Consider the following 21,277-nt stretch of genomic DNA (forward strand, 5'->3'; position numbering starts at 1 on the left):
TGCACGCTCAACTAACTCAGCAATAATAATAAAAACAAATATATAATGGGATTTAATGAATTTTTAAGCTCGATTTTCGGCAACAAATCCACACGCGACATGAAAGAAATACAACCGTGGGTGGAGAAAATCAAAGCCGCTTACCCGGAAGTAGCCAAACTCGACAACGACGCCCTACGCGCCAAGACAGAAGAACTGAAAGCCTACATCCACGATTCGGCAGCCGAACAACGCGCCAAAGTGGAAGAACTGAAAGCCAGCGTTGAAGATACCGAACTGGAAAAACGCGAAGACCTCTTCAACCAAATCGACAAAATCGAGAAAGAGATATTGGAGATTTATGAAAAAGCGCTGGACGAAGTATTACCCACCGCTTTCTCTATTGTAAAGGAAACAGCCAAACGATTCTCTGAAAATGAAGAAATAGTGGTTACAGCTACCGATTTTGACCGCCAACTGGCTGCCACTAAAGACTTTGTACGCATCGAAGGCGATAAAGCCATCTACCAGAACCATTGGATAGCAGGTGGTAACGATACTGTATGGAACATGGTACATTATGATGTACAGCTATTTGGTGGTGTGGTTCTACATAAAGGTAAGATTGCCGAAATGGCAACCGGTGAAGGTAAGACATTGGTAGCTACCCTACCGGTATTCCTCAATGCCCTGACTGGTAACGGCGTGCACGTGGTAACAGTGAACGACTATCTGGCAAAACGTGACTCCGAGTGGATGGGTCCTCTTTACATGTTCCACGGTTTGAGTGTAGATTGCATCGACAAGCACCAGCCCAACTCTGATGCCCGTCGCAAAGCTTATCTGGCAGATATCACGTTCGGTACAAACAATGAATTCGGTTTCGACTACCTGCGTGACAACATGGCTATCAGCCCCAAAGACCTGGTACAACGCCAACATAATTATGCCATTGTCGATGAGGTGGACTCAGTATTGATTGATGATGCCCGTACTCCGCTGATTATCTCCGGACCGGTTCCCAAAGGCGATGACCAACTCTTCGAACAGCTCCGCCCGCAAGTGGAACGTCTGGTAGAAGCTCAGAAAAAACTGGCTACCCAATACCTGGCCGATGCCAAGCGCCTGATTGCATCAAACGATAAGAAAGACCAGGAAGAAGGCTTCCTCGCTTTGTACCGCAGTCACAAGTGCCTGCCCAAGAACAAGGCACTCATCAAGTTCCTCAGCGAACAAGGCATCAAGGCCGGTATGCTGAAGACCGAAGAAATCTACATGGAGCAGAACAACAAGCGCATGCACGAGGTGACTGACCCGCTGTACTTCGTTATCGAAGAGAAAATGAACAGCGTGGATTTGACGGACAAGGGCGTAGACTTGATTAGTAGCAATGTAGAGGACCCCACTTTCTTCGTACTCCCCGATATCACAGCGCAACTCTCTGCCTTGGAAAACGAAACAGAGCTGACAGACGAACAGCGCCTTGAAAAGAAGGATGCCCTGATGACCAACTATGCCATCAAAAGCGAACGTGTGCATACCATCAACCAACTGTTGAAGGCATACACCATGTTCGAGAAAGATGACGAATATGTGGTAATTGACGGCCAAGTGAAGATTGTGGATGAGCAGACGGGACGTATCATGGAAGGACGTCGTTATTCTGACGGTTTGCACCAAGCCATCGAAGCCAAAGAAGGCGTGAAAGTAGAAGCTGCCACCCAGACTTTTGCCACCATTACATTACAGAACTATTTCCGTATGTACCACAAACTATCCGGTATGACCGGTACGGCAGAAACAGAAGCCGGCGAGTTGTGGGACATCTACAAACTGGATGTAGTGGTTATTCCGACTAACCGCCCCATTGCCCGTAATGACATGAATGACCGCGTTTACAAGACAAAACGTGAAAAATATAAAGCAGTCATCGAAGAGATAGAAAAAATGGTGGCAGCAGGACGCCCCGTACTGGTGGGTACCACTTCTGTTGAAATCTCTGAAATGTTGAGCAAAATGCTTACCATGCGTAAGATTGAACATAGTGTATTGAATGCCAAACTGCATCAGAAGGAAGCGGATATTGTGGCTACTGCCGGTTTGAAATGTGCTGTAACCATCGCTACCAATATGGCCGGCCGTGGTACCGACATCAAGCTGAGTCCGGAAGTGAAAGCTGCAGGCGGTCTTGCCATCATCGGTACAGAACGCCACGAATCACGCCGTGTGGACCGTCAGTTACGTGGTCGTGCAGGACGTCAAGGCGACCCGGGTTCTTCTGTATTCTTCGTATCTTTGGAAGATGACCTGATGCGTTTGTTCTCCAGTGACCGCATTGCCAGTGTAATGGACAAACTGGGTTTCAAAGAAGGTGAAATGATTGAACACGGCATGATTTCCAAATCCATTGAACGTGCGCAAAAGAAAGTTGAGGAAAACAACTTCGGCATCCGTAAGCGTCTGTTGGAATATGACGACGTGATGAACAAGCAACGTACAGTAGTCTACACCAAACGCCGCCACGCTTTGATGGGCGAACGTATCGGCATGGATATCGTGAACATGATTTGGGACCGTTGTGCCAATGCCATTGAAGCGCCCGACTACGAAAACTGCAAGATGGATGTGCTCCAGACACTTGCCATGGAAGTACCTTTCACCGAAGAGGAATTCCGTAATGAGAAGAAAGAAAAACTGGCAGACAGAACTTTTGACGCTGCCATGGAACTCTTCAAACGCAAGACAGAACGTATGGCACAGATAGCCTATCCGGTCATCAAACAAGTATACGAAACGCAGGGACACATGTACGAAAACATACTTATCCCCATCACAGACGGAAAACGTATGTACAACATCTCCTGCAACCTGAAGAGAGCTTATGAGACAGAATGTAAGGAGGTGGTGAAGTCATTCGAGAAATCCATCTTGCTGCACGTCATCGACGAAGCATGGAAAGAAAACCTGCGCGAGCTGGACGAGCTGAAACACTCCGTGCAGAATGCAAGTTACGAGCAGAAAGACCCGCTGCTGATTTACAAGCTGGAATCTGTGAACTTGTTTGATGCCATGGTGAATAAGATTAATAATCAGACTATCTCTATCTTAATGCGTGGACAAATCCCGGTACAAGAGGCTCCGGCTGAAGCCCCTGAGGCTCCCCAGGCTCCCCGCCAAGTAGAGGTGCGCCAGGCTGCTCCGGAACAACGCCAGGATATGAGCAAGTATCGCGAACAGAAGGTTGATTTGAATGACCCGAACCAGCAGGCCGCTGCGGCACAAGATACACGTGAACAACCAAGACGCGAACCTATCCGTGCCGAGAAGACCGTAGGACGCAATGATCCTTGTCCTTGCGGAAGCGGTAAGAAATACAAAAACTGCCACGGACGGAATGCATAAAGCAAAGCTATAAAATGATAAGGCGATAGGGTGATAAGATGATACCGTCAGGTATCTTTTATCACCCTATCACTTTTTCTCCTACCACATTATCACATTTTTTATTCGTTCCAGCTTTTGAATATTCAGCTAAAAGAGTACTTTTGCTCCAAAGAACAAAACCAAAGACTATGACCAAATATCACTATTGTCTGTTATTGATGGGGTCTCTGCTGTTAGGCAGCTGCCAGAGTGTAGAACAACTGTCCATTGATTATATGCTTCCGGCAGAAGTCAGTTTCCCGGCAACACTGAAACGTGTGGCTGTTGTCAACAACATGCCAAACGTACCGGACAACAAACTCATCATCACTGAGGAAGAACAGAAAAAAAGCGAGAATGAGGTGGCACGCCTCACCAACTACTACAATGGAGACGCCGCAATAACAACCGAATCCCTTGCAGAGGCCCTTGCCAACGAAAACTACTTTGAAGAGGTTGTGATATGCGACTCTGCCCTCCGGAGTAAAGACATCAATCCCCGCGAAAGCACATTATCGAGAGATGAAGTACTGGAACTTACACAGAATTTGGACGTAGATTTCCTGATAGCCCTGGAAAACATACAAATGCGTTCCAATCGCAAGATAAGTTATATGCCCGACTGGGGTGTGTTCCTCGGCACAGTGGATGTAAAGGTATATCCTACCGTCAGAATATATTTACCTAACCGCAAAGGTCCTATGGTGACCGTCAACAGCAATGACAGTATTTTCTGGGAAGAGGCAGGAAATGGTGAAGCGTCAGTACGTTCCCGCCTCATCAGCGAAGAAGACATGGTGAAGCAAGCATCTGAATTTGCAGGAACGGTTCCGGTAAGACATCTACTCCCTTATTGGAAAACTGGTAACCGCTATCTCTTCAGTGGTGGTTCTGTAAATATGCGTGACGCAGCCGTATATGCCAAAGAAGAAAATTGGAGTAAAGCAGTAGAGCTCTGGAAGCAGACCTACGAAACAAAAAAAGGAAAACAGAAAATGTATGCAGCCTATAACACCGCTTTGGGCTACGAAATGCAAGACAGCATAGATACTGCCTTGGAATGGGCATTAAAAGCGCAAACCCTTGCCCGTGAGAAAAGCAAGACAGACAAAAAAGAGACAGGCGAAATACATGATGGAACCATCTCCTATTACATCTTTATCAGCATGTATGTAGACGAATTGGAGAAACGAAAAGAGGGAATGGCACGCCTGAACATGCAAATGAACAGATTTGATGATGATTTTTAGTCAAATGATGCAGAGATAACCGTTTTTTTTATACCTTTGAACAACCATTAAGAAAAGAAAGTTATTATGAAGCTCAGTCAATCGTCATTAGCACTCTTGGAGGACACTCTTAAAAAAGCAATCGGCAAATACACCTGCGGTTGCGAACAGACTATCGTTACAGACATTCATCTGCAACCGAATCAGAATTCGGGCGAACTGTCTATCTTTGATGATGAAGATGAAGAGCTTGCCAATACTTCCATTGAAGAATGGATGACATACGAGGGGGATGATTTCTACGAAAATGTAGAGCGTATCTTGTCCTCACTGCTCTGCAACATGAAAAATGAAGGAAAGTTCGACAAGCTGACTATTCTGAAACCATTCTCTTTTGTACTGGTGGATGATGATAGAGAAACAATAGCAGAACTGTTGCTGATGGATGATGATACTCTATTGGTCAATGAAGAGCTACTGAAAGGATTGGATGAGGAACTGGATTCTTTTCTGAAAGAGCTGCTGGAAAAATAATATTCCAAACAATCAGCCTATAAGGAAAAGAGACCTTCTTATAATAAATTAGCCCCTGCGATATAAAACGACCGCAGGGGCTAATTCTTTTTTACCTATACAATACCTAACGTATCTTAATTCCATAGAAAGAACTTGAGGTGGTAACAAAAAGCATATCCTTCTGCCTTCCACCAATTGCCAAGGAAATCGGGCGTTCTTCTATCTGAATACGTCTCTGCTCTTTACCATATTTGTCATAGACAAATATTTCACCATCAGCAACATAGACATTTCCGTCAGCATCGGTCACATTACTGTATTGGCCATAAGGACATATTATTCCTTGTTCTGTCAAACGGCCATCCCCACCAACGGAAAGTTGTACTGTCGTTTTATTCATCTCATTTACAATATAAACCGGTTCTGACTGACCGGGAACTGTAACAGTCAAAGCACAAGAACGCCCCAAATCATAGGTATCCGGAATAATTGTCACGCCATCCGGAGCGACAAAACTATACTCAGGCATACTGGCAACCACCTTGTCAAAGTCACCTCTCCAACGACTGGAAGGGTGAATGACTTTCTGTATATTCTTCATACCGGCTGTAACGACACGTGGCATAGGCTTCATCGTAGCATCCACGTTATCCGGATTAAAAGAATACCCCCAAGCACTCCAGCCACTGTTACCCCAACCACTGTACATCGGATTATCATCCGGCAAGCGCACTACCGTTTCCTGCTTGCCGTTCACCAGATAACCCGGCTGAGGGTCATAGCGGAAAATAACCAGCAGATTGTCTTGCGTATCAGTAGTCAATGTAAAAGGCTTCCAGGGATAATCGGCTATCAAAGTAATCTGCTCCGTGTCTGCCGACCATCTATAGATTTTCTTCAGACGGTTTTCACAGAAGTAGATATTTCCTTTACTGTCGGTAGTAGCTCCGGAGGCCAGTTCAAAACCGGTAGCCAGCTTCACAGGCTTGTCCATGACCGTGCAGGAAGGGCGAAGGCTCTTCTCGCTACCCGAAACAGTGAGACGGGCAAAGTCCCACGAATAAACGGGCAACTTCTTATTCATATCATATATAGGAAACTCTATGACTGGCAATATCTGCGTATAATTGTGCATATTACGGAAAGTGATATTCTTGCAATCCCATATGCGGAAACCTATCCTCTTCGGCATAAAGGCACGGATAACGCGATACATCCACACATTTACCATTTCGATATTTTGACAATTGGACATTTCTGCCATATAACAATCAGGCCCTTCACGACCTTCTTCCTCAAACTGGAAAGCATAAATTTTCCAGTTGGCCACATTATGGAAACGGGCTTCAGTACGGACATGATGCTCCAAAGACATGGCATAAATACGTCCCGGAGTCTTCGTTTCGCTAATATAAAGCCCACTGGCAGCATACGTACTGGCTGTCCAAACATCCTTAATTGTCCCGCCGCCATTGTTTGTAATCCACAAACTCCAATACTGGTTGTCCCAAGCCATATCCTTACCGGTCTCCATGACCGGAGAAGACGGGGAACTAATTCGACGCTCGCCCCTGCGGTAAGACGACTGTCCGGAAACATTCGGAGCCGGTTTGCGCAAGGTGCCGTGCCCGCCTACAAACTTCACATCATTCAAGTACGAACGCTCACCCGCCATCCATTTACAGCCGACAGCACGGTAATTATACGCACCGGTATTAATACCTATGCCATTCAGCATGTCGTCGCCGCCTTCGGAAGATTCAACCAAAGGCACAGGCACGCCGAAACCACTGAATGCAGGCTCGCTTTCCTTCAACAGAAATTGAGTCCCAAAAGGATGCAGCCCAATCAGCTTAGTACCGGGAGACAGCTTCAACGTTCTCGTCAGGCGATACCAACCCTGGGGCACATAGATGTTTTTATGCAAAGAGACAGCTTTCTCAAAAACTTCCGTATCATCAGTCTCGCCATCACCTTTTGCCCCTAAGTCTCGGATATTGACCCATGTCTCCATTGCCGGAAGAACCGGAAGGTCCTTGCCAAGTGTAACCGGCAGTTTTGCCACCGGCTCTATTTCACATATTTCCCTGAAAGAAGAAGCATCATTCAAATCCTGATACACCAGACCGTAAGTAAACTCCTTGACTCTGTACATTTTTGCTTTTCCGGCAACTTTCTTTCCACTTTGAGCATAGCCCACCAGTACGGGAACATTCCTGCAATCCACATTCACCAGATTCAATTGCGAAAAAGTATTTCCCTCTACGCTTACCCTGACACCGGCTTCCGAAATATTCTCCCACAACGAATTCTCCACATGAAGGCGGTCTGCCAGATTCTCTGCCATTTCAAAGGCAACGGGCGTATTCTTCACATGCATATTGACGATGGCAAACCCCACCTCTTTTGAATAGACAGCCGCCTTTCTCTGCCCCTCAAAGTAAGTATCGACCATCATCATAGGCCATCCCGGAGAAGTCCTGGAGGAAATTATCCCATATTCACCGCCATAAAACCTGACGTCTTCCAGTTCATTGCCAACATCATACATGCCGGCTTTTCCCGAACCAATCCGAATGTCGCAATGATTGATAAATCCATGCTGGGCAAAATGCGCACGAATGGCGACGGCTTGAGGATTACCTTTGTCTATACGGAAATCCACATTGGACACCGCACTATAGAAAGTACCTGCACCAGCATCCGAAGGCTTCCTGCCCTCTTGTGCCAGCCCTCCCGTAAACCATATCATATAATTTTGAGTAGTCTGGAAACCGGGTGTATCGGCTCCCAAATAAATCACCGGCCGTTTCTTCCCATAACCAATCAGCCGGATGGATGAGGGAATTTGAATCGTCTTGCTAATGCGATAATTTCCTTCCGGCAGAAACAGTATCCCAAAGTTCTTTTCGCGCTTCACCTGATTGATTGCCTCTTGAAGTGCATCGGTCACGTCGGACTTTCCATCAGCCTTGAAGCCGTAATTCTCCGGGGTAAAGTAGAATGCTTCCGGATCGTCCGGTCTTTGCGTATAGGTGGAACCACCCTCTGCCGCCCACCCGGACGGCATATTACCGATAATCCAACAGACTATCAGCAGGTATCTCATTATTTGATAATTTCTCATTACACAGTTTGTTTTAATATGGATTTTCCTTATTTAATACGTACACCAAAGAACTTGGAACGGCCTGTGACAAACAATGTATTGCCATCCTTACCGCCAAACTGTAATGTGGACGGACGTTCGGGAACACGAATCATCCCTTTCTTCTTGCCATCCTTATCAAAAATATAAATTTCCCCATCCGCTATATAGAGGTTTCCTTCCTTATCTACCGCTGAACCAAATTCGCCCTGCTCCACAAAATAGCTCAAGTTGGAGAGCGTGCCGTCATTGGCCACATCCATCTTCACCATTCTGCGGTCATATTCATCAGAGGTATAGAAAGGCTTTCCCGGATAGGCTTCCAGCAGGGAAGAACTACGTGACAAGTCGAAATAATGAGGAATGATGGTTTTTCCATCCGGTGCCAGGAAGCACATTTCAGGAACATAGACCGACACCGCATTGAAATCGTGGAAGTCTCTCCAACGGTTAGAAGGATAAAGAGCCTTATACACGTTCTTCACTTGACCCATCGGAACACGCGGCAACAGTTTGATGGTCTCTTCCGGATTTTCCGGGTCAATGGAGTAGACTCTCATTGTATATGCGGAATTACCATATCCGCTGAAAGAAGTACCTTTTGTATCAGGCATTACCGGCATTTCCTCCGGCTTACCATTAATCAGATATCCCGGCTGCGCATCATATCTGAACAATACCAATAGATTATCTTCTGAATCAAAAGCCAGGTTGGAGGGTTTCCACGGGAAATCTGCCAGCAGCGACAAGCTGTTTGTCTCTACCGACCACTTAAAGATACGACGCATCCGATGGTCGCAGAAGTAAATGTTACCTTTACTGTCGCGCGCAATGCCTTCGGCAAATTCCAAATCGGAAGCCAATTGGTTCACCTTACCTATTTCATTGCCTAACGATTGCTGATGAGGTTCTTTTCCGGTTACAATCAAGCGAGAAAGTTCCCACGGGCGGATGTCAATGTCTTTGTTGACATCGAACACTGCAATGTTATTCGTATATTTAATCTGAGAATAGTTATGCAGGTTCAGAAATGCGATGTTCTCGCAATTGCGGATACGTACAGAACTGTGATACGGTTCATTGACACGGATAACGCGGAACATATACAAGTTTGCAAAGGTCACATCTTTGCAGTCGTCCATCTCTATCGGTTGGCAATCGGTACTTTCGCGGCTCTCTTCCTCGGTTTGCATGCAATACACCTTCCAGTTGGACACCTTGCTGAAACGTACTTCATTTCTTACATGATGCTCGATGGACATGGCATAGATACGCCCCGGAGTAGAAGTATTGTTGGCATAGAAACCATTGGTGGCATATGTGCTTGCTGTCCAGATATCTTTAAAGGTGCCACCACCGTTGTTGGTCACCCACAGACTCCAATACTGGTTGTCCCAAGCAAGATCCATGCCCGAAGCCGCTACCGGATTATCGGGAGAACTGATACGAGCCGGTCTGTTCCACCGGCCACGTGGTTCCTCAACACCCGGTTTAGGTTTCCATAAACCGCCATGCCCGCCTACAAACTTCACGTCATTCATATAAGAATCTGCATTTGCCATCCACTTCACACCTACAGCACGATAGTTATAACCGCCGGTATTGATACCAATGCCCATCAGCATATTTGCACCGCCTTCCGAAGATTCCACCATCGCTTTCGGACCGCCAAAACCACTGAATGCAGCAGTACTTTCATCTAGCCGGAACTGAGTGCCAAAAGGATGCAGGCCTATCAACTTGGTATCGGGCTTCATCTTCAAAGTTTCGGTAATGCGATACCAGCCCTGGGGCACATAGATATTATCGTACTTGTCAATAGCCTCCTGGATGACCTTCGTATCATCCGTTTCCCCATCTCCCTTTGCACCGAATTCGCGCAGATTTACCCATGTTGTCATTGCAGGCAGTGCAGGGATGTCCATCAGTTGGGCAACCGGCATCTTCTGTATCGGTTCAATATCAACCAACGTTTCATATTCCGGCATATCCACCATGTTATCCATCTGCAAGCCGTGGTCGTATGACTTTACCTTATAGATTTTATGAGCAACATGGGTGGCCGTATTGCTACGGGTATATTTCGCCAAGGTCGGTACATTCTTACAATATACATTGCGGAAGGTTATCTGATTGTTGCTGTTGTTCTCGTTGGTAATCACCACTGCCGGACCACTTACATTTTCAAAATAGCTGTTTTCCAAAAATAACTTGTCGCAATAATTAGGGTCAATATCAAATACAGCCGGAACATTCTTGGCATACAGATTCACCATTGCCAAACCGGACTCCTGGCAACGAAGAGCAGCTACACGCTGTCCCTCAAAATAAGAGTCGACCATCATTACCGGCCATCCGGGAGAAGCTTTTGTCGTATAAATGCCATAATCTCCCCCGTAAAAAGCAACGTTTTCCAACTCATTGCCCACATCGAACAGACCAGCCTTGCCTTTACCTATGTATACGGCCACATAACTGATAAAACTGTGTTGGGCAAAGTGTGTGCGTAGCGCCACTGCATGCGGATTGCCATCTTCTATACGCAAGTTGATATTCGACATGGCACTGTAGAACGTACTGGCACCGGCATCACGGGGTTTCTCACCTTCCTTGACAACGGCTCCCGTAAACCAGAACATGTATTTAGCTTTTCCTTTATCATCAGCTACTTCCTCCTGAAAACCCGGAGAATTCTTAGCCAGAATAAATTCCGGGCGATTCTTTCCATAGCCAATCAAACGAATAGCCGTAGGAATATAAATGGTCTTGCTAATTTTATATTTACCTTCAGGGATAAAAAGGATTCCGAAATTCTTTTCTTTCTTCACTTGATTAATCGCTGCCTGCAAAGCATCCGATACATCCATCTTTCCATCCGCCTTTATAGGATAGTTCTCGGGAGTGAAATAAAAAGCTTCGGAGTCATTGGGTTTTAGAGGATATATCGAATTCAATTGTACAGCATACAACTGAGTACATATCATCCCCAGCAAAATTAAAATAATCGTGTTCAATTTCTTCATGGTCTTATTTTTAATGTATGGATAAAAAAAGACGTTCTGCCGTCAAGCAGAACGTCTCCCTCTGCTATAAATTACAATTTTATAACTACTACCGGCGCATAATTATGCCGTACAGTGCCCACACCCGAAACATCAGCCAGAGCGCCAATACGGAAATAATAATTCTTGCTGTATTTCAAGACATCAGCATTTTGTCCCAGATCGATGGACAATGTATAAATATCAGCGCTATTTATAGCAGTACTCGGACTAAACACTTGCTTATCAGTCCCTCCATTCAACGTCAATTTCACATTGTTACCTACCCACATATCTGAAAAAGCAAACAGCTGAATCTCTTTCAATTTCACTTCTTGTTTACCAGCTTCCAACGAGAATGTAGCAGTAATTACATTGCCATTCTTTTCTACTTTTGGACTTTTAACGCGAATATAAGGAATAACCTTGAAATCATACACATTATCCCCTGACTTAACAACAAAATCCTTCACTTCAAATGGATAAAAATTCCCATTTTCAAAACGGACATCATAAGTGGCAGCAAAAACCATATTGTTACGGTATTCTCCGGTATTTGTGATATACCAGGTTTGATCCGTAGCATTAGTAAATCCATGCTCCCTCACTTTAATTGCATTACCGTTTTCCATATCAGAACCTACAAGTTCACCAGTCTGTTCGTCAAGGATAGAACCATGTATGGAAGCATCCGGTCCCTCATAATTATCAATTTCACAAGATGTCAATGCGAATAAGAAGCATGACACAAATAACAATATCTTTTTCATAACTTTCTACTTAATATTATTCAAATTAATGACCTGGATTCTGAACTAAACCATTCGTGGCAATATTAGGTATGCCCCTATAGTAGTTGATGTTCTGGAAAGTACGCCCTCCTCTTGTTTCGTCACCAAAGTAGTTCACCCTTGCAAAGACATATTTAGGCTCTGCACCACGCAAGTCAAGCATCGGCACCAAAGCTTTACGAATTCTATTATTGCTGAACTCAGTATGGAATTCCCTACGACGATTCATATCCCAAAAACGCTTTCCTTCAAACGCCATCTCCACACGACGTTCCTTCAAAACACTCTCTAATGTCAAAGATATCCGGTCGGTATGTCCGGCTCTACGTCGCAAAGCATTCAAATAGTTCTCAGCCAATTCCTTATCGCCAAATCCACTACCATTTTCCACAACAGCCTCAGCATAATTCAGGTAGACTTCTGCCAAACGCATATCAATATAAGAGGTAGTGGACGAAAGACGGTCGGGAGACATGCTCTCGCCCTCGGGCATATACTTACGAACTCCAAAACCTGTAGCAGTCCAATTAGCATCCTCACCACTGTTCACATTATTAAATCCAGAGAACATGGTTTCACCTTCGGCTCCTAAAGCATAATATGTTGTTCCATTTTTCTGAGTAGACTCGTTTGAATAAGCCACATAGCTATTATTGTCCTTAATAAATCCGCCCTGGATAATAATCTCAGTGCCGGCATAAGATGAACCCGGCACAACCACACTTGCCAACAGACGTGCATCCTTGTTGGCAAACGGTTCATACAAATCGTTATATTTAACAAAAGGTACCGACATCAAGGTGTTCACTACAGAAGCATTATTCATATTATGGAAATTAGGGATATAAGCATCTTCATTCCCATCCGTACGAGTTACAATCTTTGCACTTTTTCCCGTGCCGTCATCCGTATAATCTTCAAACAAATCAACGATTTCCAACATCGGATTGAAACGTCCATATTTCAGAGCGCCCGGATTGACTTGAGGAAGGATATTAAACTGAGCATAGCTATGTCCTTGATTAGTATTGGTTGTTCCATTAAGATACGCTTTACTGAAAATGACCTCTTCATTCTGGTCATTCAGGAACAAGGCCTGGAAGTTTGATGCAGCCTCCTTAACAGTAGCCGGAGCAGGCTTATAAAGAGATTTACCGGAATTCTCTATAAGGGACTTAGATGCTTCAATACATTCTTTATAGAATGCATCGGCATCGGCAGAAGTCATTCCACCCACCAGTTTCTGAGTGACAGCTTCACCAGCCAAAGGTGCCAGATTCCAATACTTGGCTACAGAAGCTGCATGAAGTGCAACTCTTGACTTCAACGCATAAGCTGCCCACTTGGTTACGCGATACAAATCCGAACCAGAAGTCGCATCGGGCAAAGTAGCAGCAGCAAGGGTGCACTCATTCAATACAAATTTCCAAGTATCCAACTCTGTACTGCGGGGAACTGCCACAGCGCCCGGTCCACCATCGGCATAATCATCGTCCTGCACTTTGTCAATCAGAGGAACGCCGCCATATCTTTTTACAAGCCCATAATACATATAAGCACGTGCAAAATGGGCTTCACCAGTCATACGATCCGCATCTGCAACAGAAATTGTTCCTGCTTCTTTGGCTTTTTCTACATTCTGCATAAAAATATTCACCTGACGAATATCTCCATAGGGCCAATAATTGAATCCTTCGTAACCTATATCCACTCCTCCGTCACTACGGGTAGCTTCGTCGGTAAGAAATGCCAAATTAGTAGTTTCATTCACACCATCATAACCGCGTTGATTAAAACCAGCGTTCGGACGATAATTAAAATCTTCCATAGGAATCATGGTATATATGTTTGCCAATAGTGCCTTTACACCACCTTCTGTCTCCAATAACTGATCGGGAGACACTTTATCCAGCGGTTCAAGTTCCAAGAAGGCATTACAACCGGACAATCCCATCAATGCACATAATGAGAATATCGATAAAATATTTTTTTTCATGGTATTTCAGAATTAAAAGTTTATGTTTAACCCAAAGTTATAAGTTCTCATCAACGGATATGCCAGGTTGGCTCCCCAATCCCTTTCCTCACGTTCGGGGTCAGCATCCTTCAAAGCCTTGTTACAGAACGTAAGCAGATTTGAACCATTGACAAAGATACGGGCACTGTTCAACCCGATTCTTTTCATAAATGATTTTGGCAGATTGTAACCGATCTCCATACTCTTCAAACGGAGATAAGTAGCTTGCGGAAGCCAAACGGAAATACCATAATTCCATCTACTACCATTATCCGAAGTATTAGAGAAATTGTGGCGTAATGCCGGATAATAGCCGGCTACCCATTGTGTGGCAGGATTATACGGATCATCTGTTATATTTGCAGGATGCCAACGATCTACATATTTCGCAATTAAATAAGATTTATTTGTCTTGCCACCATATCCCCAAACATCATCATTGGCATATCCGATGGAGTAACCGGAAGCTCCTTGAAACAGCATATTGAGATCAAAATTCTTATAAGAAGCCGCCAAAGTCAACCCATACTGGATAGGAGGATTTGCACCGGTTGCCCAAAACTCCGGAACACGGTCACTGCTGTTAATTCTACCATCACCATTCAGGTCAAGCAATCTGTAACTACCCGGAAGCATCTTAGAGTTACCCAAGTTCCCACCAATCAAAGGAGCCGTTTCATACTGTTCCAAAGAAGTATATTGGCCATCGTATTTATACAACCACATCACATTACTGTTACGGTTTTCCTTTCCATTCAGCCATCTATCCATAGAACTGGTATATTCGGCATGTTCCACATGCAGACTTCTTTCACGTGCATACGTAAAATTAGCACTTACTGAATATGAGAAGTCCTTACCGATTTGTCCTCTGTGTCCCAATTCAATCTCAAAACCCCGGTTCCGGTTAGAATTCAGATTTTCCTTCGGGAAACTTGCACCAAATGTATCAGGAGCAGATTGTGCACGGTCGGCCAAAATGCCTTCATTCTTACGATTGAACCACTCGATAGTACCACTCAACTTACCGTTCCATAAGTCAAAATCCAGACCTACATTGGAAATAGAAGATGTAACCCAAGAAAGCCGGTCAGTCACTACACCAGGAGCTACCATACCCATAATCTGGCTGGCACCATCAAAAACATAACCATTAGAAGCTGAATTATAAGCAGATACATATTGGAAAGGATCACCGGCATCATATCCACTTTGCCCAAAAGAACCCCTGATTTTCAAATTAGTAATAAACGGCAAATTGTCCTTGATGAAACTTTCTTCCGAAAGTCGCCATCCGGCACTTACCGACGGGAAGAACGTCCAACGCTTAGAAGGAGCATAACGATAAGAACCATCATAACGCCCTACTACTTCCAACAAGTATTTACCGGCATAATCATAGTTCGCACGCATCAGATAGGCTGCTAAACGGCCAAAACTACGATACCCTGAATTGGTAGCTGTACCCGGACTTGCCTGATTCAAAATATCATTAGTAAATAACTCTGAATATTGCCGGGAACCGGATAATTCATCGCGTCGTGTACTGCTCAACTCTGCCACAGCTGTCACATTCAAATTGTGCTGATTGAAAGAACGCATATAATTAGCCTGCAACCTACCATAAATCTTCTGATATATTCTCATCGTATTGGAATAAGCATCAGTACTACCTCCCGTACCGGCAGGCGCATCTGTATAATAATCATACAACGGATAAGAACGATTTAAAGAAGAGTTGTTACGATTGTTACCGTCAAATGACCCCAAAAGACTCAATGCCAACCCTTTTACAAAAGGAACTTGCCAATTCAATTCCACATCGGCAGAATACGTCAGGCCTCTGTTCTTGCGATAACCGTCTATATCCGGATCAACCAACGCAAAAGGATTCTTGTTTTCAGGACCGATTGCAGACAAATGATTGGGATTATTAATCGTATGAGTACCGATACCACGGTCATTAACCATCAAAGTCTTAAAAGTCCACATAAAATCCTCTCTCGGCCTTTGGGTTTCATCCCAACGCCCGGACAGATTCACATTCAGTTTCAGCCCTTTCGTAAGCTCTGCAGTCAGGTTACTTCTCAGATTATATCTATGATAGTATTGGATACCACTCTTCAGCAAACCATTATCGCCATTATAGCCGAAGCTCACATAATATTTCACCTTATCCGTTCCGCCTCTCACAGAAACAGTATGCGATTGCTGGAACGCCAGTTTATTCATAAACATGTCAATCCAGTTATTGTCTGTATAACCCTTAGCCCCGGTTCTATACAGTTCCAGAATATCGTCAGTGTATTCAGGGGCAGCCTGGTCATTACGTGCCCTTTCATTGGCCAACATGCGATAAGTATAAGCATCTACCGTTTCTTCCATACCCGTGGCATTCTTCATACCGAACAATGCTGAGTAAGATACCCGGGTCTTTTCGGCTACACCTTTTTTGGTAGTAACAATGATTACGCCATTAGCCGCATTCATACCATAAATAGCGGCAGAAGCATCTTTCAAAATAGAGATACTTTCTATATCCTCAGAATTCAGCTGTGCAAGTTCTTCAGTACCTTCACGTGTGATACCATCAATTACCACCAACGGGTCACCATAACCGCGAATGCTCACCATATTGTCGAAAGTTCCCGGCTCTCCGGTTTTCTGACGAATCAATAACCCCGGCATCTTACCTTGAATATTGCTAATCAGATTCTCGGTCTTGGTCGTAGCTATTTCATCAGCACCAATGGCTGCAATGGCACCGGTCAGTGATTCTTTCTTCTGTACACCATATCCTACAACAACCACTTCATCCAATATCTCAGCATCTTCTACCAAAACTATCTTGAACGAATTTCGGCCTGCAACCTTTATGTTTTGCGTCTTATAACCTACATAGCTTATTATAAGAGTAGCATCAGAGCCCACATTGGTCAGAATGAAATTACCGTCAATGTCTGTTATGACACCGTTGGTAGTTCCCTGCACCAAGATACTGGCACCAATCACCGGTTCACCGGTTGCATCGACCACAGAACCTTTCACTGTCGCAGCCTGCAAGGTTGCCTGTAGCCCATCAGCTCCTATAGCTTTATCATAAAGGATTATATTACGGTCCAATACCTTATAGCCTATATTGGTTCCTTTGAATACATCGTTCAGAACCTTGAATATGGTTTTGTTATTTGCCCGGACCGATACACGGCGCTTAACGTCAATCTGCTTGTTGTTGTAGAAGAAAACAAATTCGGTACCTTGTTCCAGCTCCGTCAGTACTTCATCAACGGTCTTGTCTTCAAGAGCAATGTTTACCATTGTCTTTTGAGCATAACCTTCATTGGCAAAAGTCATACCAACCAAACAAAACAACATAAATAATGTGCATCTCATAGCAAGAGGAATTTTTTTCATGCATCTCATCAGGACACTTTTTGCCCTAAATGATTGGATACAATAGTGTTTTTTCATAATTTTGTATTGATTTCTAGTGAAAAAATAAAGTTGCTTTATCTGTCGCCAAACAGATATTTAAAAGTTACTGTGTTTCATGCAGGAAAATGCGCCAACATTTTCCTGCATGTTTTTCTAAACGGACTTGTGTTTCATCATACTACTTTTTAAAGGGTTAATAAACTTCTATTACCTGTCTCTCGGCATCCACATCACCATCTTCAACAAACTTGAAATGAATATTCGAGGATATTCGGAAGTGCTCCAATATTCGCTCCAAACGTTGTTTGGTAAATGTAGCCGTAAAGGAATTCTGCTTCAATGAAGCCTTTTTCAGAATGAATTCCACATTATATCTTTTGCTCAAACTCTTCAATATATCTTCAAACGGAGTGTTCCTGAAAATCAAACGTCCGTCCTTCCAACATGTTTCCACGTCTACATTGACTTCTTTCACAACGACCTTTTCCCGCACTATATCATAAATAACCTTTTGCCCCGGTATCATCATTACATTATTTCTCCTGCCGTTATTCACATAGGAGAAACTGACTTTACCCGAAACCAAAGTGGTCTGTACCGTCCTGCTCCCTTTGTAAGCCTCTACGTTGAACTCCGTTCCATGTACTACTATCTTGGAATTGTTCAGCGTGCCGACAATGAACATCTTTTCATCTTTTGCGACAGAAAAGAATGCTTCACCCACCAACTTCACTTCCCTTTTATCATCGGCAAATCGGGAAGGATAGCGCAACGACGACGACGAGTTCAGAACGACTTCCGTTCCATCCGGCAATTCGACAGAAGTAGTCATTCCCGGATTTGTCCTGACTTCCATCATATGTATCTCTTCTTTATCCTTGTCCCAATAAAGGATAGACCACGATACCATCAAAGGGATGAATAAAATGGCGGCCGCCCGTTGCATCCCTCTAAATAATACCTGATACCTATTGACCTTTTTCTGTTTCATCTTACGATGTACATCCTCCAAGGCCTTCTTTACATCCAGCCTGGATGAAATCTGCGCCATGTCCGCCGCCAGACCGAGTGTCTGAACCTGGCGGGCTGTCCTGCGGTTCTCTTCCGATGCTTCCAGCCACTCCTCTACCAGAGCAGTTTCATCCTCCGTTGTCTCTCCTTCATAATAGCTGAGAAGCAGGTTCTCCATTCCCTCTCTTTTTACCATAATTTTTATTGCTAGCTTTAATCTAAAGACAAACGGGTGAAAAGAACTCCTAAACAAAAAGCTAAAAATATTTTATATACTTAGATTATAATGGGAAAAAAAGCTATTTTTGCCCAACAATAATGAACCCCCACCCTATGAGAAACATACCATTAGAAGATACATCTTTATTATCCGCCATACAAAAAGGAGATAGAAGTGCTTTTGATGTGTTATTTCAAAAGTACTATTCTGTGCTCTGCACCTACTGCTATCGTTTTGTCCGGCTGGAAGATGCAGAAGAGATTGTTCAGGACGTCATGCTATGGCTTTGGGAAAACCGCGAAAGACCCATTATCGAATATTCGCTCAAGCAATATCTGTTCAAGGCTGTCTACCATCGTTGCATGACCCGGATTGCCCAAAATGAAGTGAAGCAACGGGCAGACACCGCTTACTATGAACGAATGTTCACCATGCTGCAGGAGGTGGATATCTATCAAATCAACGAATTAAGCAAGCATATACAAAGGGCCATCAACGAACTGCCGCCTACTTATAGGGAAGCTTTCATCATGCATCGTTTCCAGAATCTGAGTTACAAGGAAGCTGCCGAACTACTCAACGTTTCCCCAAAAACGGTAGACTACCGCATTCAGCAGGCTTTGAAGATTTTAAGGGTCAAGCTGAAAGATTATCTGCCACTGATATTGATGCACCTGCTCACCTCGCATTAAGACCATACAAAAGCAGAACGTCCCCTATACCTTGCCGGCTACACACCGGGACTTAGCCCTAAAGAGTATAGAACTGAGAGGTCAAAACATCCGGATGTTTTACCCCAATACATGGGGATGTTTTCACCCAAAACACCCGGATGTATTACCCCAAAACATCCGGGTGTATTAATGGAAAGGATGCGGATGTTATGACCTCTCAGTATACGGGTCAGACTGGTTCAGTCCTGATGGGAGAGGCACTAAGTCCCTATACATCCCGTATTCATTAATTATTCTAAAAAAAGTTAGGGAAAACTCCGGGCCACCGGTCATATAAGCAAGAAGCAACCCTATTATTATCATAACCTCAAAATGCACGCAATGAGAAAACTGATTATCCTATTGTCGGCGCTGGTGTACGTCATCCATGCACAAGCGCAATTTTCAGTGACAGCCCATCAGGAAGGATGGGACAATATTCCTCCACAAGTACAAAAACCGGGATTTTCCTTTCAGCAATCCGTATTTGCCAATATGGACGGGGACGATGCCCTTGAAGAAGTAATGCTTTTCGGACGTGACAACGGACACTACCCCACTTTCGACCTTTTCAAGGCCTACTATGCAATCGTAGACAACTATACCAAAGAAGTACAATACATTTCCGACGAGATTTATGTCACCGACAAGTACAATCTCCTTGTAGAAGACCGCAACAAGGACGGCATCTCCGAGCTCTACATATCCTACTTCAAAGACGGAAAGTTCAGCGTAGACGAACAAGGTTACAATCTGCGCACCACACGCTGCTACGACCGTATAGAATGGAACCCTACTGGCAAAAACTTTAAATCTTCCGGAAAATGAAAACAAGACTGACACTTATCCTGGTACTCCTTATTTATATAGGAGCTGCCTCGCACACACACGCACAGCAAAAGAAAGTAATCAAAACCATGATGATAGCCGGGCAGGACGGCAGCCATTACTGGCAAGGCGCCTGCGAAGCCATGAAGCAGATATTGGAAAACAGCGGAATGTTCAAAGTGGACTTCGCCTTTACACCCGACTTTGGTGGAGACATCGCTACCTTCAAACCCGATTTCCACCAATATGATTTAATCGTCATCAACTACGGCGGAGCTACATGGACAGAGCCCGTACGCAAGAATTTCGAGAAATACGTTGCCGATGGAGGCGGTGTGGTAGTGATACATTCTTCCGTCGTCCCGATGGCCGACTGGAAAGAATACAACGAGATAATAGGCATGGGAGCCTGGGACGGACGAAACGAAAAGGACGGTCCGTATCTGTACTGGAAAGACGGACAATACGTCTACGACTACTCTCCGGGGTATGCCGGCTACCACGGCTTGCAGCACGAAACCGTCATAGAACACCGCGCCCCCCATCATCCTATCCTGCAAGGATTGCCTCCTCAATGGAAACACTTCAAGGACGAGATATATACCCGCCTACGCGGTCCGGTAAGAAACATGGAAATATTGGCCACCGCCTACGAACGCGGACGGCATGAACCGTTGATGTGGACAGTAAGCTACGGGAAAGGGCGCATATTCGTCGACCTCCTGGGGCACTGCGGCAACGACCCGAACATGACTTACTCCATGCGCTGCACCGGTTTCCAGGTGACTTTACTCCGGGGATGCGAATGGGCTGCCACCGGTGCCGTCACCCAAGAAGTTCCCACAGATTTCCCACTGAAGGATACTTATACATTACGTCCGGAGTTCAAGGCTCCTTTTCATACTTACCCTGAAACCAAACACTGA

Annotated in this window: 12 protein-coding genes; 6 read left to right on the plus strand and 6 right to left on the minus strand. The window is 44.5% G+C overall.

Going from position 1 to position 21,277, the window contains the following annotated elements; genetic code table 11:
- Positions 1-45 precede the first annotated feature (45 nt).
- The 3 genes from secA (at position 46) to DW096_RS12660 (ending at position 5,165) form a co-directional block, all read left to right on the plus strand.
- Positions 46-3,381: a preprotein translocase subunit SecA gene (secA, locus tag DW096_RS12650; protein WP_005831963.1), complete on the plus strand. Its 3,336-nt coding sequence runs from the start codon at positions 46-48 to the stop codon at positions 3,379-3,381.
- Positions 3,382-3,551: 170 nt separating this feature from the next.
- Entirely contained in the window at positions 3,552-4,652 is a 1,101-nt protein-coding gene (locus DW096_RS12655; protein WP_120028705.1) for a DUF6340 family protein, read from the plus strand.
- A gap of 66 nt (positions 4,653-4,718) precedes the next feature.
- Complete coding sequence (locus tag DW096_RS12660) at positions 4,719-5,165, plus strand: hypothetical protein (protein WP_005831967.1); 447 nt, start codon at positions 4,719-4,721, stop codon at positions 5,163-5,165.
- Between the two features lie 106 nt (positions 5,166-5,271).
- On the opposite strand, the gene DW096_RS12665 is transcribed toward DW096_RS12660, so the two are convergent.
- From DW096_RS12665 to DW096_RS12690, 6 genes are all read right to left on the minus strand, one after another.
- Positions 5,272-8,274: a glycoside hydrolase family 55 protein gene (locus DW096_RS12665; RefSeq protein ID WP_120028706.1), complete on the minus strand. Its 3,003-nt coding sequence runs from the start codon at positions 8,272-8,274 to the stop codon at positions 5,272-5,274.
- Between the two features lie 29 nt (positions 8,275-8,303).
- A complete protein-coding gene (locus tag DW096_RS12670) occupies positions 8,304-11,318 on the minus strand; it encodes a glycosyl hydrolase family 28-related protein (RefSeq protein ID WP_120028707.1) in 3,015 nt (1,004 codons plus the stop codon).
- Positions 11,319-11,389: 71 nt separating this feature from the next.
- Positions 11,390-12,106 carry a DUF3823 domain-containing protein gene (locus DW096_RS12675; RefSeq protein ID WP_005831972.1) on the minus strand — a complete coding sequence of 239 codons (717 nt, stop codon included), beginning with the start codon at positions 12,104-12,106 and terminating at the stop codon, positions 11,390-11,392.
- Between the two features lie 25 nt (positions 12,107-12,131).
- On the minus strand, positions 12,132-14,123 hold the full coding sequence (locus DW096_RS12680) for a RagB/SusD family nutrient uptake outer membrane protein (protein ID WP_005831973.1): 1,992 nt from the start codon (positions 14,121-14,123) through the stop codon (positions 12,132-12,134).
- 12 nt (positions 14,124-14,135) lie between these two features.
- Positions 14,136-17,537: a TonB-dependent receptor gene (locus DW096_RS12685; RefSeq protein WP_118930900.1), complete on the minus strand. Its 3,402-nt coding sequence runs from the start codon at positions 17,535-17,537 to the stop codon at positions 14,136-14,138.
- A gap of 235 nt (positions 17,538-17,772) precedes the next feature.
- Complete coding sequence (locus DW096_RS12690) at positions 17,773-18,786, minus strand: FecR family protein (protein WP_005831976.1); 1,014 nt, start codon at positions 18,784-18,786, stop codon at positions 17,773-17,775.
- Between the two features lie 137 nt (positions 18,787-18,923).
- Between DW096_RS12690 and DW096_RS12695 the strand changes: the two genes are divergently transcribed.
- The 3 genes from DW096_RS12695 to DW096_RS12705 all read left to right on the plus strand — a co-directional run bounded on the left by DW096_RS12695 (position 18,924) and on the right by DW096_RS12705 (position 21,277).
- A complete protein-coding gene (locus DW096_RS12695; RefSeq protein ID WP_117962750.1) occupies positions 18,924-19,502 on the plus strand; it encodes an RNA polymerase sigma-70 factor in 579 nt (192 codons plus the stop codon).
- 354 nt (positions 19,503-19,856) lie between these two features.
- Positions 19,857-20,351, plus strand: a complete 495-nt coding sequence (locus DW096_RS12700; protein WP_005831978.1) for a hypothetical protein — start codon at positions 19,857-19,859, stop codon at positions 20,349-20,351.
- Positions 20,348-21,277, plus strand: coding sequence for a ThuA domain-containing protein (locus DW096_RS12705; RefSeq protein ID WP_120028708.1), 930 nt, complete (start codon positions 20,348-20,350; stop codon positions 21,275-21,277). Before DW096_RS12700 ends, DW096_RS12705 begins: the two co-directional genes overlap by 4 nt.

It is taken from the genome of Bacteroides sp. AM07-18 (genome assembly GCF_003602695.1).
GTDB lineage: Bacteria > Bacteroidota > Bacteroidia > Bacteroidales > Bacteroidaceae > Bacteroides > Bacteroides uniformis.

Coding starts and splice junctions, on each gene's coding strand:
- DW096_RS12705 (WP_120028708.1), top strand. CDS start 20,348: ATGAAAACAAGACTGACACTTATCCTGGTACTCCTTATTTATATAGGA.
- DW096_RS12655 (WP_120028705.1), top strand. CDS start 3,552: ATGACCAAATATCACTATTGTCTGTTATTGATGGGGTCTCTGCTGTTA.
- DW096_RS12700 (WP_005831978.1), top strand. CDS start 19,857: ATGCACGCAATGAGAAAACTGATTATCCTATTGTCGGCGCTGGTGTAC.
- DW096_RS12670 (WP_120028707.1), bottom strand. CDS start 11,318: ATGAAGAAATTGAACACGATTATTTTAATTTTGCTGGGGATGATATGT.
- DW096_RS12680 (WP_005831973.1), bottom strand. CDS start 14,123: ATGAAAAAAAATATTTTATCGATATTCTCATTATGTGCATTGATGGGA.
- DW096_RS12660 (WP_005831967.1), top strand. CDS start 4,719: ATGAAGCTCAGTCAATCGTCATTAGCACTCTTGGAGGACACTCTTAAA.
- DW096_RS12690 (WP_005831976.1), bottom strand. CDS start 18,786: ATGGTAAAAAGAGAGGGAATGGAGAACCTGCTTCTCAGCTATTATGAA.
- DW096_RS12665 (WP_120028706.1), bottom strand. CDS start 8,274: ATGAGAAATTATCAAATAATGAGATACCTGCTGATAGTCTGTTGGATT.
- DW096_RS12685 (WP_118930900.1), bottom strand. CDS start 17,537: ATGAGATGCACATTATTTATGTTGTTTTGTTTGGTTGGTATGACTTTT.
- DW096_RS12675 (WP_005831972.1), bottom strand. CDS start 12,106: ATGAAAAAGATATTGTTATTTGTGTCATGCTTCTTATTCGCATTGACA.
- secA (WP_005831963.1), top strand. CDS start 46: ATGGGATTTAATGAATTTTTAAGCTCGATTTTCGGCAACAAATCCACA.
- DW096_RS12695 (WP_117962750.1), top strand. CDS start 18,924: ATGAGAAACATACCATTAGAAGATACATCTTTATTATCCGCCATACAA.